Source organism: Flavobacterium sp. (genome assembly GCF_035299245.1).
In the GTDB taxonomy this organism is placed as follows: domain Bacteria; phylum Bacteroidota; class Bacteroidia; order Flavobacteriales; family Flavobacteriaceae; genus Flavobacterium.
The window spans coordinates 23,659-40,022 of the sequence record NZ_DATGWY010000018.1; the positions used below are offsets into that span (position 1 = coordinate 23,659).

Below are 16,364 nucleotides of genomic sequence, written 5' to 3' on the forward strand. Positions count from 1 at the left end.
GAAATAGCTTCAAAAAATTATTTTAATTCAAGAATCAAAACTGATTTTCCGTCGATTTCAATATCGTTTTTAACGTTCAATGATTTTCCAGAAATAACCTCTTTTCCGGAAGTGTATTTTTGAATATTTTCATTGAATCGCGCCGTTTTCACCGTTTGTTTTTCGGGATTGTTGTTAACGATGACCATTACGCTTTCTTTTTCGTTGTAACGGAAATAGACGTATACATTGTTGTCTGGGACATAGTGTGTGGTTTTCCCTGTGTGAATTACCGTTTTTCCTTTTCTCCAATTGAATAGTTTGGCACTGAAATCGAAAAATTGTTGTTGTTCGGCAGTTCTTCCAGAAGCTGTAAAAGCGTTGTTGGTGTCTCCGTTCCAACCGCCAGGGAAATCCCTGCGAATGTCGCCATCGCCTGCATTTTTGCTTCCTGCCATTCCGATTTCGGAACCGTAGTAAATTTGAGGTATGCCTCGTACTGTAGCAATTAAAGCCACTGCCATTTGGTATTTTTTGAAGTCATTTTTGTAAAATTCGTTGAGGCGATTGGTGTCGTGATTTTCAAAAAACACTAATAAGTTATCGATGTTGGGATACAGAAAATCGTTGTTGAAATTTTCGTATACTTTTACCATTCCGTTACGCCATTCTTGCTTGTCTTCGTTGAAAACACCGTTGGCAATCGCATCTTGCAAGGTAAAATCCATGACACTTGGAAGATTGGAATTAAAACTTTGTATAGCGCCAATTTTACTGTCTTTTTGCCAATACGCCATTTGCGCTTGGTCGTACATCCACACTTCACCTACGATATTGAAATTAGGATATTCGTCGGTTATGGATTTGGTCCATTTGGCGATTGCAGTTTTGTCGTTGTACGAATACGTATCGACTCTAAATCCGTCTAAATCGGCGTATTCGATCCACCAAATGGCGTTTTGAGTTAGGTAGTTTAATACTAAAGGATTGGACTGATTCAAATCGGGCATTGATTTTACAAACCAACCGTCCATGCACAAATCGAAATCTTTTTTTGAAGCATTCGAATCAAATTGCGATGCCATTCGGTAGTTGGTTTGAGCGTAACCCGGAAATTGATGGATCCAATCATAAGTCGGTAAATCGCTCATCATCCAGTGTTTGTAGCCCCAATGATTGGTTACATAATCCATGATGTTTTTCATCCCGCGTTTGTGTAATTCAGAACTCAATCTCAAGTAATCTTCGTTGGTTCCGAAACGTGGGTCGATTTTATATACATCGGATTGACCGTAAGTGTGGTATGAACCTCTTTCGTCGTTGTCTTCGCAAAGTGGAGTAGGCCAAACAGCGGTTGCTCCAAGTTCTTTGATGTAGTCAAGATTTTTGATGATGCCTTCGATGTCGCCACCATGACGACCGTCTTTATTATTTCGATCGGCTTTTTCAAACAAGTTGGGATTGCTGTCGTTGTTAGGATTCCCGTTGGCAAAACGATCCGACATGATGAGGTATATTAAATCAGAACTGTCGAAACTCTTACGGTAACGTGAATTTTCTTTTCTGGCTTTCAGCGAATAATTTTGAGTAAACGACTTGTTTTTGTTTTTGAAAGTGAAAACAAAATCTTGAGCCGCAGTATTTTTAGTGTCGATGGTTACGAAAACGTAGTTAGGATTTTCGGTTTTTTGGATGGATTTGATTATGATTCCGTTGGAGACAGTGACATCATTTTGGGCGATGTTTTTTCCGTAGAACATGATTTGAACCTCCGAAAGATTCATATTGCTCCACCAAAAAGGCGGTTCAACGCGGTCAACTTGTGCGAAAGAGAAGTTTGCAATCAATAAAAGATAGAAGATTTTTTTCATAAGTTTTTATTTAAAAACCCTTCCAGAGTTTTAAACTCTGAAAGGGTTAAATTAATAAGTCGGAAACTAAACTGTAACCAAACTATTCGGCTCTACTAAAACTTCTTTTCCGTTAACGAATACGGTAATTTCTTTATCACCTTCAAGCGAAAAATTAGTTTCATTTTGATGAACCGAAACTTTTAAAATTTGATTTCTAAAATTGATTTTGAACGAATAACCTTGCCACTGAGCGGGTATTTTAGGTTCAAAATGCAAGTGGTCATTTTTAACGCGCATTCCGCCAAAACCTTCAACAATGCTCATCCATGTTCCTGCCATGGATGTGATGTGCAAGCCTTCTTCCACTTCTTTGTTGTAATCGTCTAGATCCAAACGTGAAGTTCGTAAATAGAACGTATACGCTTGTTCCATTCTTCCTAAAACAGAAGCTTGAATCGAGTGAACACAAGGAGAAAGTGAACTTTCATGAACGGTAAATGGTTCGTAAAAATCGAAGTGTTTTTCCAATTGTTCTTTGGTGAAATGGTCTTCAAAGAAATAGAAACCTTGTAGTGTATCCGCTTGTTTGATGTAAGGCGAACGCAACACTCTGTCCCACGACCATTTTTGGTTGATTGGGCGTTGTGATTTGTCTAAATCGGATACTTTTACCAAATCTTTATCTAAGAATCCATCTTGTTGTAAATACACATCGTGTTCTTCTGAATAAGGGAAATACATGTTTTCAGCTACGGCTTTCCAATGTAAAATTTCGGCATTTGATAAACCAACTTTGTTCATCACACGAACGTAATCGGTATTGTATTCTTTTTCAACTCTATTGATTTGTTCGATGGCATAATCAATACACCATTTGGCAATGTAATTCGTATAGAAGTTGTTGTTGACGTTGTTTTCGTACTCATTCGGTCCAGTAACACCTAAAATCACGTATTGGTTTTTCTGGGTTGAATACGAAGCTCTTTGGTGCCAAAAACGAGCAATTCCGATGAGCACTTCCAATCCTTTTTCTGGAATGTAGCTGTAATCACCCGTGTATCGGTAATAGTTGAAAATGGCAAATGCGATGGCTCCGTTTCTATGGATTTCCTCGTGGGTAATTTCCCATTCGTTATGGCATTCTTCACCATTCATCGTTACCATTGGGAAAAGAGCTGCCCCGTTTTTGAAACCTAAATTTTTCTCAGCATTTTCAATGGCTTTGCCTAATTGATTGTAACGATAGGTTAGTAAATTACGTGCTACTTGTTGGTCTTTGGTAGCCATGTAAAAAGGAATGCAATAGGCTTCGGTATCCCAATAGGTTGACCCGCCGTATTTTTCGCCTGTAAATCCTTTCGGTCCAATATTTAAACGCGAATCTTTACCCAGATAAGTTTGATTGAGTTGGAAAATGTTGAAACGGATTCCTTGTTGTGCTTTTACATCACCATCGATTGTGATGTCTGACATTTCCCAGATTTTCGACCAGGCTAATTTCTGATTTTCTAATAATTGATCGTATCCTGTTGATGCTGCTTTTGCAATTGAATTTTCAGCTGCTTTTTGAGTATCATCATGATTTAATGAAACCGTGTATCCGCCAAATTTCTGAATCGATGAAGTTTGTCCTTTTGGGACATTTACTTCATAAGTGAATTGAATTTTATCGGAGTTTTTTTCAACGTTCATTGGAGTTGCATCCAAAACAGTTTCGTTGAGCAAAATAGAATTGTGCATGTAAGTTGTAACAGTGAAATGCGTTTTGAACGTACGTGCCGTTACAAAAGCATTGTTGCTCGAATGTTGAACGTTTAATGGTTCCCAAAACTTCTCTTCCCAGTTGGCATCTTCGTTTTGTACGCCAGCATCCAAATAAGGTTTATAATTGATTTTGGCATCACTGTTTAGAGGAGTGATCTCAAAATGAATTACACCTAATTCGTCTTGGTCTAAAGAAAGGAAGCGAAGTACATTGATGGCCACTTCGGTTCCGTTTTGCAATACAGCGTTGAATGAACGTCGGTACAAACCTTCTTTCATGTTCAATTCGCGTTTGAAATTGGAAACGGTTTTGCATTTCGCTAAATCGAGGTTCTCACCATTGATTTCGATGTCAATACCAATCCAATTTGGAGCGTTGAGTACTTTGGCGAAATATTCGGGGTAACCGTTTTTCCACCAACCCACTTTGGTTTTATCAGGATAATATATTCCGGCGATGTAACTTCCTTGGAAAGTTTCTCCCGAATAATGTTCTTCAAAATTGGCGCGTTGTCCCATGGCACCATTACCGATGCTGAACAAGCTTTCAGACGATTTTACTCTTTCTGCATCAAATCCTTCTTCTAGGATGGACCAATTGTCTGGTTGTATATAATCTTGGTTCATTCTTCTTTTTTTTAAAAAGTTTCAAGTTTTAGGTCTCAAGTTTCAGGTTCCGTCAATTTGAAACCTGAAGCTTGAAATAAAAATTAATCTATTAATGCTTCTATAAAAGAAACATCAATAAAAGTAAAATCTTCAAAATTGTATTTGGCTTCGTGTAGAATCTCCGAATCGCCAATACCAATACTAATCATGTTAGCGATATTTGCCGCTTGAATTCCGGCTACCGAATCTTCAAAAACGATAGCATCTTCATTTTTAGTGTTTAATAGTTGTGCTGCTCTTACAAATACTTCTGGATCGGGCTTGGCGTTAGAAACGTCATTTCCGTCAACAATAGCATCAAAAAGAGGAAGTATACCTGTTTTTTCTAATATGGGTCGAGCGTTTTTACTAGCTGAACCCAACGCTATCAGTTGATTTTTATCTTTTAGATAATGCAATACAGGAAGTACTCCGGGTAAAATTTCACTTTCATCGATATCTACCAAATAGGATAGATAATCTTCATTTTTTTGGATGAGCCATTTGTTTTTATCTTCTTGTGAAGCTTGAATTCCGCCAAGTTCCAATATAATGTCAAGAGATCGAACACGGCTTACTCCTTTTAGTTCTTCATTGTGTTCGGGTGTAAATTCGATTCCCAATTCCTGAGCCAATTTTTGCCACGCCAAGAAATGATATTTGGCAGTGTCAACAATTACTCCGTCGAGGTCGAATATGAATGCTTTTTTATTACTCATTTTTTTTGAATTACATCATCAACATCTTTTACTTTTACCACAAGAGCAGCGGCAATTAAGAAACTGACACCGCTTGTAATTAGGGCGTAAATAGCGTGATCGTTGTATAGATATTTTACTAAAGGTCCGCCGATAAGAGCGTTGATGATCTGTGGGATTACAATGAAGAAGTTAAATATTCCCATGTAAACGCCCATTTTCTTTGGAGAAATTGCTCCTGCAAGTATAGCATAAGGCATCGCCAAAATACTCGCCCAAGCCACTCCAACGCCAATCATCGAAAAGATAAGCATGTCTTTATTAGGCATAAAGTAAATCGAGATTAATCCTAAACCACCAATAATTAAGGAAATAGAGTGCGTTGTCTTTCTTCCGTATTTTTTGGCTAACATTGGTAACAGGAACAAAGCAACCAAAGCAGAAACTAAATTGTATACTCCGAAAATGACTCCAACCCAATCGCCTGCATCTTGAAAAGCGGCACTAGAGTGATCTTCAACTGGTAGGCCATAAATGTGTTGAGCTATTGCTGGAGTTGTAAAAACCCACATTCCAAATAATCCAAACCATGAAAAGAACTGAACCCAACTTAATTGGCGCATTGTAGTGGGCATTTTTGCGAAGTCTTCAAATATATCAGTCAGTCTTGCTTTTTTCTCAATGCCTTCTTTCTCAACGGCTTCTAAGTGAGCTTTTTCATCTTCAAATTTGGCTAATTCTGCTGGAGAATATTCCTTGGTTGAGAAGATAGTAACTAAAATGGAGGCTACTAAAACTAATGCTCCAATGATAAATGAAAGAATTAAATGTTGAGGTATTTTCTCGCCTTCAGCTGCATTAGAAACTCCAAACCAATTGGTTAAAACATATGGAAGCCAAGAGCCAATTACGGCACCAAATCCGATAATTGCAGTTTGAATACTAAAGCCTAAAGTTCGTTGGTCGGAACGCAAATTGTCACCAACCAAAGCTCTAAAAGGCTCCATTGCAATGTTGAAAGAGGCATCCATAATCATTAGCATTCCAGCTCCAACCCACAAGGCAGGCATGAATGCGATAAATATGTCAGCTTGAGGCATTAAAATTAAACCTACTGAAGCCAATAAAGCACCAGCTAAAAAGAAAGGTTTTCTTCTTCCAAATCTTCCCCAAGTATTATCGCTATAGTGTCCGATTATTGGTTGAACGATTAGACCCATAAGAGGAGCAATTATCCAAAACCAAGATAATTCGTGAACATCGGCGCCAAAAGTTTGAAGAATTCTGCTAGCATTAGCATTTTGTAGGGCAAAACCCATCTGTATTCCTAAGAATCCGAAACTCATGTTCCAAATTTCCCAGAAACTTAACTTACGCTTTTCCATTATCGTAATTTATTGATTAATACTACGATAAGCGTTTTTAGTGCTTATCAAAACTCATTTTATTTCGAAGTAAAATACAAGCTTTGATAATTGGTGTAAATATAAATAAGATTTTGGATAATTGAATACTATTAGTCATAAAATAGGATGTCTATTTTACGAAAACGTTTTTTGTTGATAAAATTACAAAGTTGATTCTCTGATTACTAATTCGGTTTCAATAACTTCGGTTTTGTAATGTTCTTCGTATTCTTCTTCTTCGTTTTCCAGACGTTCGATAAGCATTTTTGCTGCTTTTTCCCCCATTTTGATTCCGTTTTGACCTACAGTTGAAATAGATGGTGATGAGTATTTGGATATAATTCCATCTGTAAATCCAATTACAGAAATGTCTTCTGGAACTTTTTTTCCGTATTTATTGGCAATTTTGATGGCTGTAACTGCGAAAAGTTCGTTTACGGCAAATATGGCATCAATTTCGTTATTTTTGATTAAAGAATCAATTTTTTCTTCGAAGTTGTCGATGTCTTCAATTTTTAAAACCAAATTTTCATTTACTTTTAAATCGTTGGTTTTCATCGCCTTGATATAGCCGTCAGTTCTCAATTTTCCTACACTTACATAATCTATGGTCGTAATTAAAGCAATTTTGCTAAACCCTTTTTCGATTAAGAATTGTGTTGCGTTGTAAGCAGCAAGATTATCGTCAATGATTACTTTGTCACATAAAATATCGTTGGTTACTCGATCAAACATTACCACAGGCATCCCTTGGTTAATGACCTCGAGAATGTGGTGAAAATCTCTTTTTTGTTGCGTTTCCTTTGATAATGACATGATGAAGCCGTCGATACTGCCGTTAGCAAGCATTTCCATATTGATTACTTCTTTGTCGAAAGATTCGTCTGATAAACATACAATTACGTTGTATCCATTTTCATTGGCAACGTGTTCTACTCCGCTAATTACAGTAGCAAAAAAATGATGAATAATTTCAGGAATTATAATGCAAATGGTCTTGGTTTTTTTGTTTTTTAAACTGAGTGCAATGTTGTTAGGTTTGTAGTTATAAAGTTTTGCAAAAGCCTGAACTTTTTGTCGAGTATCTTCGCTAATTTCAAGGCTATTTCGTAATGATTTTGAGACAGTTGAAATGGATACATCGAGTTCTTTAGCAATTTGTTTTAGCGTAACCTTTCTTTTCATGGTAAAAGTGTAAAATTATGAATTTTGAATAAAGATAGAATATATTTTTTGGTATGACAATTTTTAGGGGATTTTAGTATGAATTTGAGAAAGTTTTCAACACGAAAACGTTTGCGAAACCTCTTTAACAAGTGTTTATTTTTTTAAACAAAATTTTTACTTAAATTTAACATTCGAAGTGGAATACAAGCATAAAAAACTAATTATTAACCTAAACAAAATGTATGAAAACAATTTATAAAAAGTTGTTATTTTTATTACTTTTATTACCCTTTAGTGTGCTAGCTCAAAACACAGTTGAAGGTGTCGTTTTAGATGCCAAAACTAGCCAACCTTTGGCTGGGGTAAATGTAGTAGTTCAGAGTACTAACCAAGGTACTTCAACCGATTTAGACGGTAAATTCAAGCTTTCTAAAATCAAAAATGGTGACGCAATTACGTTCACTTTTATTGGTTACAAAAGCGAAACAGTTCAGTATTCTGGACAAAATTCAATCACAGTTTCCCTGACCGAAGAAGCCAACCAACTACAAGAGGTTGTGGTTCAAGTTGGTTATGGTGCTGTAAAGAAAAAAGATGCAACGGGTTCTGTTGCTTTGATTACAACAAAAGATTTCAACAAAGGGACTAACGTTACTGCAGAAAATTTGCTTAACGGTAGAGTAGCTGGTGTTACAGTTAATACTAGTGGTGCACCAGGCTCAGGTTCAGAAATCAGAATTAGAGGTGGTTCATCATTATTTGCGAGTAACAGTCCATTAATTGTTATTGATGGTTTGCCAATTGATAACACTACAAATACTGGTTCTACTTCGGTATTAGCTTCTATTAACCCATCTACAATTGAATCGATTTCAATTTTAAAAGATGCGTCAGCAACAGCTATTTATGGATCAAGAGCATCAAATGGTGTTATTTTGATTACAACCAAAAAAGGTGGAAAAAAACTTTCAGTTGATTACAATTTCCAATACGGAACAGGTAGATTAATGAATAAAGTTGATGTTTTTGGTGCGGATGAATTTAGAGAAATAATTGCGCAACAACGACCAGGAGATGTTTCTGATTTAGGAACTGCTAACACGGATTGGCAAGAAGAAATTTACAGAAGAACCGATTTTGTTGATAACAACCTTTCTGTAAGAGGTAATTTATTTAAAGCAATTCCTGCTCGACTAACAATTGGTAATACTTATCAAGAAGGACTTAGATTAACGAACAAGTTCAATAGAAATACAATTTCATTAGCATTAAATCCAAGTTTTTTTAATGATCACTTACGATTTAAAGTAAATGCAAACTATGCGAATGAAAACAATAGATTTGCTGATGGTGTAGAAGGTTCGGCTATTCGTTTTGATCCAACACAACCAGTTTATGATGATTCGTCTCCTTATGGTGGTTTCTTCGAATATTATAATCCATCAAACAATCAATTAACACCGCAAACAGTTAGAAACCCTGTTTCTCAATTGTTGCAAACATATGATAAAGGTGAAAATAATCGTTTTTATGGTAATTTTGAGTTAGATTATAAGCTTCACTTTTTCCCAGCTTTAAGAGGTGTGGTTAATTTAGCTTTTGATGAAGCAAATGGTGAAAGAACAAGATTAGCTGGATTACAAGCTGCTTCTTCTGGTTCAAACAATAACATCCCTTACGGTACTAATGAATACTCTGAGAGTACAAGAAGAAATAAATTATTAGATGCCTATTTTGTGTACAACAAGAAATTTAACAATTTAGTATTTGATTTAACTGGAGGTTATTCGTATCAAAAATTTGAATCCAGTCGATTTGAAACAGGAAATGTAAATGATCCAAACTTACCAACAGGTCCAACAGGATTCCCAAGATTTACTCCAGATACAGATGTAGTATTAGTTGGTTTCTTTGGAAGATCAAACTTAAACTATAATGATAAGTATTTATTGACACTTTCATACAGAAGAGATGGTTCGTCAAGATTCTCTAAAGACAATAGATTTGGTAACTTCCCTTCTGTTGCTTTTGCTTGGAAAATGAAAAATGATTTCTTTAAAGACAGCAAGTTAATCTCTGATTTTAAATTGCGTTTGGGTTGGGGTATTACAGGTCAGCAAGATATTCCAGCTGCGAATGATTATTTACAAAAATACAATATTGGATCTGGATCATCACAATATTTCTTTGGTCCAGCAGTTACACCAATTGCTATTTCAGCTAAATTGAGTCCTGATTTGAAATGGGAAGAAACAACAACTTACAATTTAGGTTTAGATTATGGTTTAGTAGATAATAGAGTTACAGGTACTATAGATGTTTTCTACAAAGAATCAAAAGATTTGTTAGTGGAAGCTGCGGTTGCAGATGGAAGTAATTTCTCTAACACTGCATGGCAAAACGTTGGTAGCTTTACAACAAAAGGTATTGAATTAGGACTTAATTTCGATGTTATTAAAAGTAATAACTTAAATTGGAATTTGAATTTAAATGCAACAAAGTTTGAGCGCAGAATTTCTGAATTAATTTATGATGCAGACATTAGAGTTGGAGATAATTTAGCAGGTACAGGAACACAAGGGCAGGTATTCAGAGATGGATATACTCCGTATTCTTATCTGTTATACAAACAATTATATGATACTGCTGGAAATCCAATTGAAGGTGCATACGCAGATTTAAATGGAGATGGAATAATCAATGCAGATGATAAATACATCTATAAAAATCCAGATCCTGATGCAACTTTTGGATTGGCATCAACAATGAACTATAAAAACTTGGATTTTTCATTTAATTTAAGAGCAAGTGTTGGTAATAGAGTGTTTAACTCTGTTGCGGCTAGAGGTGCTCAATATGATCAATTAACAACAGGTGGAGCATTAGGAAACATTCCAACTTCAGTTTTGGATACCAACTTTACTACAACATCCGACGTTGTTTTGTCTGATATATATGTTGAAAATGCGTCTTATTTAAAAATGGATAACATAACATTGGGTTACACTTTCCCTAAATGGTTAGAAGGAAAAGCTTCTTTAAGACTATTCACAGGTTGTCAAAATGTTTTTGTGATAACAGAGTATAGTGGATTAGATCCCGAAATAACTAATAACGGAGTTGATAATACTATTTACCCAAGACAAAGATCGTTTTTGTTTGGAGCTAACGTAAAATTTTAATAAAAACTATGAAAAAAATTAATTTATTATTAGGACTTATCTTTTTAGCAGGATTGCAATCTTGTACAAAAGATATGGATGTAGTATCAGAAGATCCGAGAGTATTATCTCCAGATGTTCTATACTCTACACCTGAAGGCTATAAACAAGGCTTAGCTGGTGTTTATGGGAATTTATCCCTAACAGGTACTGGTGACGCTGGATCTTCCTTCCTTCAAGGTATAGATGCAGGTACAAGTCAATTTGGTAGATGTCTATGGTATCTTCAAGATTTGACAACCGATGAGGTAATTTGGAGTTATGAAAATGACGAAGGGACAAAAGAGCTTAATAGAAACATTTGGACAGCGTCAAATCCTATCTTATTAGGAATGTTCAGTAGAACGATGGCGGAAGTTGCTATTGCTAACGAGTTCCTAAGACAATCTACTCCTGAAAAATTAAGCGCAAGAGGAATCACGAACCCAACCGATGTAGCAAATATCCAAGACTACAGAAATGAGGCAAGAGTTCTAAGAAGTTATGCTTACTATAATTTGATGGACTTATTCGGAAAGGCTCCTTTTATAACTGAAAATGACCCGTTAAATTTTGCAGGACCTGAATACAATAGACAACAGTTGTTTGATTTTATTGAGAGTGAGCTTACTGCAGTTATTCCAAATTTAAAAGCTCCTCGTACTAATGAATACGGAAGATTAGATCAAGCTGTAGCTAGAATGATTTTAGCTAAAATTTATTTAAATGCTGAAGTTTACATTGGAACAGCAAAATACAATGAGTGTGTTACTCAATGTAACGCTATTATTGCTGGAGGTTATACTCTTAATTCTAACTATTTAAACAACTTTAAGGCTGATAATCATATTTCTCCAGAAATGATTTTTACGTTACAGTCTGATGGAGTTGCAACTCAAAATTATGGACCAACTACTGTTATGGTTAATGGTCAAGTTGGCTCACTTGAAGGTAACGGATCTTCATTCGGAGTTGGTGGATGGGGTGGTGCCTTAAGATTAAGAAAGCAATTTGTTCAAAAATTTGATGGAAGTCAATTTGACAACGATGTAAGAAAAACGATAATTTCGGGTACGCGTCCAATTGATATTGCTGATGTTGCAAACAGAGATCAAGGATATATCCTTGCAAAGTATTCAAATATTAGCTCAACTGGAGTTGCAGGTCCAAGTACAACTTTCGTAAATACTGATTTTCCTCTATTCCGTCTGGCAGATGTTTATTTAATGTATGCTGAGTGTTCTTTAAGAGGAGCATCAACAGCAACATCAGCACAAGCATTGACTTATGTGAATGCTCTTAGAGAAAGAGCTAACAATGGTTCGACTGCAGCAAATATTTCAGCTTCTGATTTAACATTGAATTTTATTTTAGATGAAAGAGCAAGAGAGTTACATTGGGAATCTCATAGAAGACAAGACTTAATTCGTTTTGGGCGTTATACAGGAGGAAGCTATAACTGGGCTTGGAAAGGAAATGGAGTAAATGGAATCGCGATTTCTAATAATTTGAAAGTATATCCAATTCCTTCAGGTTCATTATCTGCTAATCCTAATTTAACTCAAAATCAAGGTTACTAATTCTAATTTTAAAAAATAACACTATAATTATGAAAAATATATTTAAGTCAATTTTAGCTTTATCTTTAGTTTTCAGCTTCACTTCATGTGAAGACGAACAAGATTTATTATTCTCTCAACCAGAAGGAGAATTTAAAATTTTATCACCAGTTTCTGGTGAAGGAGTTGTTTTGAGTCCGGATACTCCACTTAATCCTGGTCTTTCAATGACATGGGAAGCCGCTAACTATGGTTCTCCTACTGAAATCACATATACTATCCAAGTAGATAAGAGTGGAGATGAATTCGATTCTCCAATTGATGTAGTATCAACTACCAATACCTATGCTACAGTTTCTTCTGATGCTCTAAATAGTGCTGCTGTTGCTGCTGGATTGACTCCATTTACTCAAGGTGGTTTAGAAGTTAGATTACGTTCAACAGTTGGTACAACAGGAAGTCAAGAACAATTTTCTGATGTAATTTCATATTTAGTTACACCTTATTCTACTGAATTACCTAAATTGGCTGTGCCGGGCAATCACCAAGGATGGAATCCTCCAACTGCTCCAAGAATCGCTTCTTCGGCTTTTGGTGAAACTGACTACGAAGGTTATATTTGGTTAGACGGTGGGTTTAAATTTGTTGGCCCAGACCCAGCTGGAAACTACAATTGGGGAAATACTGATTGGGGTGATGATGGAACTTTCAGCGGAGCTTTAGCAGAGTCTGGAGAGTCTGACTGTACTGCAACTGCTGGTTATTACAGAGTTAGAGCTAATACAGAAACTTTAGTTTATTCTGTTGAGCCTACAACTTGGGGAATCGTTGGTGCTGCAACACCTGGTTCTTGGGATAATAGTACTGCTTTAACATACAACTCAACAACTAAGAAATGGGAAGGAACTGTTGTTATGACTGCTGGTGAATTCAAATTCAGAGCTAATAATGCTTGGGCCATTAACCTTGGAGGTGATCCTGATGAAGATGGTTCTATGAACTATGATGGGCCAAATTTATCAGTGTCTGCTGCTGGAACTTATTCTGTAGTATTAGATTTGTCTAACCCAAGACAATACTCTTACACTGTTACTCTTCAGTAATAGTTTAAAATTAATAAAAACCAAACAGGGCTTTCATAAGGGAAGCCCTGTTTTTCAATAATTCGAATGTAGAGTTTTGCCAATAAATAAAATATGAAAAAGATACACTTATCACTCCTTTTAGGATTTTTGTTTAATTTTTCCTTCGCTCAAGTTTCTTGGCAAGGAGGTTCGAATCCTGATGCTACAGCTTCAGCTACCATACTATTTGATAAAACAGGAACTGGGTTAGCAACATATTCAGGAACAATTTATGCCCATACTGGTGTTACAGTAAATGGAACTCCTTGGCAAAACGTAAAAGGTTCATGGGGTAACAATACAACACAACCCGCATTGACTTTAGTTTCAGGGAATATTTACAAATTAGATTTGACTCCAACTATATTGGCTTATTATGGAGTTTCATCTGGAACAATTACAAAGGTTAATATTGTTTTTAGAAATGCATTAGGTAATGTGCAGTCAACCGATTTAGAACTCAATGTTGGTGCTTTTCAAGCAGCTTTAATGTCTCCTAATGAAGGAAGTAATACCATCGTGAATAGTGGTCAAAGTTTGACAGTAACAGCTAACAATACGAACGGAACAGCAAATTATAATTTACTCGCAAACGGAGTTAGTATTAATACGTTTTCGGGTTCAAGTTATTCTTTTACTGATACTAATATTTTGGTTAATAAAAGTTATGAACTGCAAATTACTCAAGGCGCAACTTTTTTCTCTAAACGATTTGGTGTTATTGTGAATGCAGGAACAACTACTGAAGCTATGCCTTCTGGTTTAGAAGATGGGATTAATTACAACTCTTCCGATCCAACAAAAGCAACTTTAGTACTGAGTGCGCCTGGAAAAGACTTTGTATATGTAGCCGGAAGTTTCAATAACTGGGTGCCAGGAACAAACTACCTAATGAAAAAAGATCCAACTTCACAAAAATTTTGGTTGGAGTTAACTGGATTAACTTCAGGACAACAATACAGTTATCAATATTGGGTGGTAGATCAAACACCTACTGTGAACTCACCTGCAGTAGTTAAAACAGCAGACCCGTTTTCTACTTTAGTGCTTTCGCCTTTTGATGATCAATACATACCATCAACAACTTACCCAAATATTCCAGCTTATCCTTCTACACAAGAAAGAGAAGTTACGGTTTTACAAACGGGTCAAACTCCTTACAATTGGAGTTCAGCAACTACTAACTTTGTAAAACCAAACAAAGACAATTTGGTAGTGTATGAAGTATTAATACGAGACTTTGATTCTGATAGAAATTTTCAAGATTTAATTGATAAAATTGATTACTTCAAAAATCTCAATATAAACGCAATTGAGTTGATGCCGGTAATGGAATTTGAAGGAAATGAATCTTGGGGTTATAATACGGCTTTTCATATGGCCTTAGATAAATTCTATGGAACTGAAAATAAATTCAAAGAGTTTATCGATTTATGCCACCAAAATGGAATCGCTGTTATTCTTGATGTTGCTCTTAATCACGCTTTTGGTAGAAATCCAATGGTGAGAATGTGGATGAAAGATCCTGACGGAAACGGTTGGGGTGATCCTGCTGCTGACAATCCTTATTTTAATGAATTTGCTCGCCACAGTTATAGTGTTGGATCTGATTTTAACCATTCATCCGCATTAACTAAAAACTATGTAAAAAGAGTTATCAAACATTGGATTCAAGATTTTAAAATTGATGGTTTCCGTTGGGATTTAACCAAAGGATTTACACAAGCTTGTTCATCTGGAGACGACACATGTACAAATAATTATCAACAAGACAGAGTAGATGTTTTAAAAGAATATGCTGATTATTCATGGTCGTTAGATAACAATCATTACGTGATTTTTGAACACCTTGGTTCGGATAATGAAGAACAACAATGGGCTAACTATCGTTTAGGTGAAGGAAAAGGAATCATGATGTGGGGCGAAATGTGGTCAAAATATGGAGCGTTAATGAAAGGCGGTTCTGACGATAAAGACATTACTAGAATGGGACACGTTTCAAGAGGTTTTGCTGGTAAACGTTTAATTGGTTACCCAGAAAGTCATGATAAAGACAGAATGGTCTACGAAGGAGTTACTTTTGGAAACGGTGCCGGAGCTTTCCCAGTAGGAGGAAACCTTAATAATGCAATCAAAAGAATGTCGGCAATAGGAGCTGTTAGTCTACTAATTCCAGGGCCAAAAATGATTTGGCATTTTGGAGCATTAGGAATGGATGACTCAATTTGGACATGTACTAACGGAACTGTAAACTCAGATTATGACGGCGGTAACCCAGTTGGAGATTGTAAATTAGCAACAAAACCACAACCTCAATGGGCAGAAAATTGGTTGTCCGATCCAGTCAGAAGTGTAGTGTATAATAACTGGGCAAGAATGATTGATTTAAAAAATACGTATGATGTATTTAATGCTAATTATACCATCAGTTCTCCAGGAGGAAATAATAATAATGTTAGACAACGTGTTTATCTATACGGTGGTACATCTCCATTAACCAATGTAGTGATACTAGCTAATTTCTCTGTTGCGAATCTTGATATTGTAGCTGATTTTCCTTTTGCCGGAACTTGGTACAATCTAATGGACAACTCAACGCTTTCTGTTACTAATACCGCAATGAATATCAATGTTGATTCTGGTGGTTTCAGAATTTACGGAAATGCACAAGCATTAGTTAATCAAGATTTTAATCAACTAAGTACCGTTCAATTGATTCCAAATCCTACTACTTCTTTCTTCTCGATTAATGTTAATACTGCAAAAACAGATATTTTCTCATTGACAGGACAATTAGTGAAGTCATTTACCAATACTATCGAAAATGTTGAATACGATATCTCTGATTTAAATCAAGGTGTTTATTTAGTAAAAATAACCGATTCTAATAGTAACGAAAAAGTAGTGAAATTAGTTAAACAATAAATTTTGAGTTAGTTATAATACGTTTCCCTAAAAACCTTTCA

Annotated in this window: 9 protein-coding genes; 4 read left to right on the forward strand and 5 right to left on the reverse strand. The window is 35.7% G+C overall.

Going from position 1 to position 16,364, the window contains the following annotated elements:
* Positions 1-17: 17 nt before the first annotated feature.
* From VK161_RS12565 to VK161_RS12585, 5 genes are all read right to left on the reverse strand, one after another.
* Positions 18-1,850 carry a glycoside hydrolase family 13 protein gene (locus VK161_RS12565; RefSeq protein ID WP_324215133.1) on the reverse strand — a complete coding sequence of 611 codons (1,833 nt, stop codon included), beginning with the start codon at positions 1,848-1,850 and terminating at the stop codon, positions 18-20.
* Between the two features lie 66 nt (positions 1,851-1,916).
* On the reverse strand, positions 1,917-4,223 hold the full coding sequence (locus tag VK161_RS12570) for a glycoside hydrolase family 65 protein (RefSeq protein WP_324215134.1): 2,307 nt from the start codon (positions 4,221-4,223) through the stop codon (positions 1,917-1,919).
* Positions 4,224-4,306: 83 nt separating this feature from the next.
* The gene (pgmB, locus tag VK161_RS12575) at positions 4,307-4,963 is read right to left on the reverse strand and encodes a beta-phosphoglucomutase (RefSeq protein WP_324215135.1); all 657 of its coding nucleotides are present in this window, start codon (positions 4,961-4,963) and stop codon (positions 4,307-4,309) included.
* Positions 4,960-6,327 carry an MFS transporter gene (locus VK161_RS12580; RefSeq protein WP_324215136.1) on the reverse strand — a complete coding sequence of 456 codons (1,368 nt, stop codon included), beginning with the start codon at positions 6,325-6,327 and terminating at the stop codon, positions 4,960-4,962. Before VK161_RS12580 ends, pgmB begins: the two co-directional genes overlap by 4 nt.
* Positions 6,328-6,510: 183 nt before the next feature.
* Positions 6,511-7,533 carry a LacI family DNA-binding transcriptional regulator gene (locus VK161_RS12585; protein ID WP_324215137.1) on the reverse strand — a complete coding sequence of 341 codons (1,023 nt, stop codon included), beginning with the start codon at positions 7,531-7,533 and terminating at the stop codon, positions 6,511-6,513.
* Between the two features lie 224 nt (positions 7,534-7,757).
* On the opposite strand from VK161_RS12585, the gene VK161_RS12590 reads away from it, so the two are divergent.
* The 4 genes from VK161_RS12590 (at position 7,758) to VK161_RS12605 (ending at position 16,323) form a co-directional block, all read left to right on the forward strand.
* Positions 7,758-10,697 carry a SusC/RagA family TonB-linked outer membrane protein gene (locus VK161_RS12590; RefSeq protein WP_324215138.1) on the forward strand — a complete coding sequence of 980 codons (2,940 nt, stop codon included), beginning with the start codon at positions 7,758-7,760 and terminating at the stop codon, positions 10,695-10,697.
* Positions 10,698-10,705: 8 nt separating this feature from the next.
* Entirely contained in the window at positions 10,706-12,295 is a 1,590-nt protein-coding gene (locus VK161_RS12595; RefSeq protein WP_324215139.1) for a RagB/SusD family nutrient uptake outer membrane protein, read from the forward strand.
* A 29-nt stretch (positions 12,296-12,324) separates the two neighbouring features.
* The gene (locus VK161_RS12600) at positions 12,325-13,377 is read left to right on the forward strand and encodes a SusE domain-containing protein (RefSeq protein WP_324215140.1); all 1,053 of its coding nucleotides are present in this window, start codon (positions 12,325-12,327) and stop codon (positions 13,375-13,377) included.
* Between the two features lie 93 nt (positions 13,378-13,470).
* Positions 13,471-16,323 (forward strand): alpha-amylase family glycosyl hydrolase, encoded by a 2,853-nt coding sequence (locus VK161_RS12605; RefSeq protein WP_324215141.1) that lies wholly within the window; start codon positions 13,471-13,473, stop codon positions 16,321-16,323.
* The last annotated feature ends 41 nt before the right edge of the window (positions 16,324-16,364 follow it).